Here is a 3417-nt window from a genome sequence, read left to right as displayed (position 1 = left end):
CCCATCGGAACGACGGGGTAGGAGAAGCCGATGACATAGACCCCGCGCTCCAGGAGCAGCTCGGACATCCGGCCCGCCTCGGCCGCGTCTCCGATCATGACGGGAACGATGGGGTGGTCGCCGGGCAGGATCTCGAAGCCCGCCTCGGTCATCCGGCGGCGGAACAGCGCCGTGTTCTCGTTGAGCCGCTCGCGCAGCTCTCCCGCCGACTCCAGCAGATCGAGCACCGTGAGCGAGGCGGCGGCGATCACCGGGGCGAGGGAGTTGGAGAAGAGATACGGGCGGGAGCGCTGGCGCAGCAGTGCGACGATCTCCGCGCGGGCGGCGACATACCCTCCGGAGGCGCCGCCGAGCGCCTTGCCGAGGGTGCCGGTGATGATGTCCACCCGGTCCATGACGCCCGCCAGTTCGGGGGTGCCCCGGCCACCGGGACCGACGAAGCCGACGGCGTGCGAGTCATCGACCATGACCATGGCGTCATAGCGGTCGGCGAGATCGCAGATCTCGGCGAGGGGCGCGAGATAGCCGTCCATGGAGAAGACGCCGTCGGTCACGATGAGCCTGCGGCGGGCGCTCTGGGCTTCCTTGAGCTGCTGTTCGAGATCGGCCAGATCGCGGTTGGCGTAGCGGTGGCGGCGGGCCTTGCAGAGACGGATGCCGTCGATGATGGAGGCGTGGTTGAGGGCGTCCGAGATCACCGCGTCATCGGGGCCGAGGAGGGTCTCGAAGACCCCTCCGTTGGCGTCGAAGCAGGAGGAGTACAGAATCGTGTCCTCCTGGCCGAGGAACGCCGAGAGCCTCGCCTCCAGCTCCTTGTGCACATCCTGGGTGCCGCAGATGAACCGGACGGAGGCCATGCCGTAGCCCCAGCGGTCCAGCGCTTCCTTGGCGGCGGAGACGACCTCGGGGTGGTCGGCGAGACCGAGGTAGTTGTTGGCGCAGAAGTTGAGCACATCGTGGGCGGCGACGGAGACCGTGGCGCTCTGCGGGGTGGTGATGATCCGCTCGGGCTTGTGGAGACCGGCTGCGCGGATCTCCTCCAGGGTGGTGAGGAGGTCGGCGCGTACGGACGCGTACATGAAGAGTGCTCCCTCGGGGATGCTGCGGGCTGGTGGTCGGGTTTCCCCCGGCTCGGCCGGGGGCGCTCCGGTTCGTTCGTGGGCGATCCGGCGCACGGGCGCCGGCCGACGGACCGGTCACCGGGTCACCGGGTCACCGGGTCACCGGGTCACCGGGTCACCGGCGGATCGGTCGGCCGTGACCGGTCACCGGGTCCAGTCGAGGATGATCTTTCCACTGCGGGCGGTGGCCGCCTCGTCGAAGGCGGTGTCGAAGTCCCGGTAACCGTAGCTGCCGGTGATCACCGGGGTGAGGTCGAGTCCGGCCTCCAGCAGAACCGTCATGGAGTACCAGGTCTCATACATCTCACGTCCGTAGATCCCCTTGACGGTGATCATCGAGGTGACGATCTTCGACCAGTCGACGGCGAACTCCTCCGCGGGAAGGCCCAGCATGGCGATGCGCCCGCCGTGGGTCATGTTGTCGACCATATCGCGCATGGCCTCGGGGCGGCCGGACATCTCCAGGCCGATGTCGAAGCCCTCCTTGAGCCCCAGTCGGCGCTGGGCCTCGGCGATGCCGTGCTCGGAGACGTTCAGAGCGAGGGTCGCCCCGGCCTTGCGGGCGATCTCCAGCCGGGCCTCGCTGACATCGGTGATCACCACATTGCGCGCTCCGGCGTGCCGGGCCACGGCCGCGGCCATGATGCCGATCGGCCCCGCTCCGGTGATCAGTACGTCTTCTCCGACCAGCGGGAAGGAGAGCGCGGTGTGCACGGCGTTGCCGAACGGGTCGAAGATCGCGGCGATGTCCAGGTCCACCTGGGTGCGGTGCACCCACACATTGGACGCGGGCAGGGCGACATACTCCGCGAAGGCGCCGTCCCGGCCGACGCCGAGACCGACCGTGCTGCGGCACAGATGGCGGCGGCCGGCGAGGCAGTTGCGGCACTTGCCGCATACGAGGTGTCCCTCGCCGCTCACCGTGTCACCCACCGCGATGTCCTCGACGTCGGCTCCGACGGCCGCGACCGCGCCGACGAACTCGTGCCCGAGCACACGCGGGGTGCTGACCGCCTGCCGGGCCCAGGCGTCCCAGGAGCGGATGTGCAGGTCGGTTCCGCAGATGCCGGTGCGCAGCACCTTGATCAGGACATCGCCGGGTCCGATCTCGGGCTCCGGCACGTCCACCAGCCACAGTCCGGGCTCGGCATGCTGCTTGACAAGTGCCTTCATCGGGGTGGCTCCTGGAATGTCATCGGATCGATCATGACGAGACGGCAGGCTGTGGCATGCGCGCCGGTGGCAACAACGTACGACAGCGTCGGTCGGGGGACCTGCACCAATCTGCCCAGGGTGGGCCGAGTAGTCCATCGAGGATTTCTTAAGCGGTCCCATAGCGGAGCTTCACACCGGGCACAGGGAGGGTGCGATCCGGCCGGGGCGCTCCGAGCTCCGGACTCCCGGCTCCCGGCTCCCGGCTCCCGGCTCCCGGCTCCCGGCTCCCGGCTCCGGCGGCCATCGGTCGCATATCCGGCCCGGCGGTGCGAACCTGGGAGGATGAGCTGGGCATCGTGGACGACGACCGGCGTGTACTCCGGGCGCGGAGGAGTGCTCACGGACGAGGTGGGCGCACTGACCGGGGATCTGACCGTGCACACCACCTGGGCCGGTGACGAAGCGCGTGTCGCGGTGCAGTACAGCGGCGCTTCCGACTGGTTCACGATGTCGGGCAGTCCCATTCCGTGCGCCTCCGAGGGCGACAGCCGGGCTCTGCATCAAGCCGTGGTCCAGGCGGTGCAGAAAGGCGGCGGCGCCACCGTCCCTTCCCTGCCGCACAAGGCGGCCTGAGTCTTCCCCGGAGCCCCTCGCGACGGCCCCCCGCCCTCAGCGACGGGCCCTCGGCCCGCGCAGCCGCAGCCGTCCGAGCAAGCCGCGGCCATCAGGGCGGCGGCGCACCGGCACCGGCCGGCCGCCCCTGGGGATCAGTCCGGCGCCGACTCCGCCGGTCGGTGCGGACCGGCTCTCCCCGGCCCGGACCGTGCGCCCGCCGCCCTGGGCACACGGCGCCCCGGCCCCGGCGCTCCCTCCGAACGCCGTGCCGGACGCCACGGGGCTCACCGCGGGCCGGGCGGCCGGGCAGGCTCCCCGGGCCTCGCGGAGCAGCTGTGCCAGATGGGTCCGGTGCCACCGGATCTCGTCCGGATGATCGGCCGTCATCAGCCGCTCCAGCACCTCCCGGGCTGCCGGCGACTGGGGCTCGACGGTGTCGGACCCGGGACGCAGGGCCTGGAGCCGCGCACGCTCATGGGCGTCGGTGACCGTCTCGACCAGCGTCAGCGGGTCGAGCACGGCGGCG

The 3417-nt window shown here is 70.8% G+C and carries 4 protein-coding genes; 1 reads left to right on the top strand and 3 read right to left on the bottom strand.

Features of this window, described 5'->3' with window-relative positions; genetic code table 11:
• A partial coding sequence (locus tag FF041_RS22430) for a glycine C-acetyltransferase (RefSeq protein ID WP_153524473.1) occupies nt 1-1079 on the bottom strand: 1079 nt, incomplete at its 3' end.
• Nucleotides 1080-1265: 186 nt separating this feature from the next.
• On the bottom strand, nt 1266-2294 hold the full coding sequence (tdh, locus tag FF041_RS22425) for an L-threonine 3-dehydrogenase (protein WP_153524467.1): 1029 nt from the start codon (nt 2292-2294) through the stop codon (nt 1266-1268).
• 324 nt (nt 2295-2618) lie between these two features.
• On the opposite strand from tdh, the gene FF041_RS22415 reads away from it, so the two are divergent.
• Nucleotides 2619-2909, top strand: coding sequence for a hypothetical protein (locus tag FF041_RS22415; RefSeq protein ID WP_153524465.1), 291 nt, complete (start codon nt 2619-2621; stop codon nt 2907-2909).
• Nucleotides 2910-2945: 36 nt separating this feature from the next.
• On the opposite strand, the gene FF041_RS39240 is transcribed toward FF041_RS22415, so the two are convergent.
• The coding region (locus tag FF041_RS39240; RefSeq protein WP_228388522.1) for a DUF6397 family protein at nt 2946-3417 on the bottom strand (472 nt) is incomplete at its 5' end.

The sequence above is a fragment of the Streptomyces jumonjinensis genome (assembly GCF_009600885.1).
In the GTDB taxonomy this organism is placed as follows: Bacteria; Actinomycetota; Actinomycetes; order Streptomycetales; family Streptomycetaceae; genus Streptomyces; species Streptomyces jumonjinensis.
The sequence above is the reverse complement of the archived record's forward strand: the minus strand, read 5'-3'. Positions and strand labels throughout refer to the sequence as shown.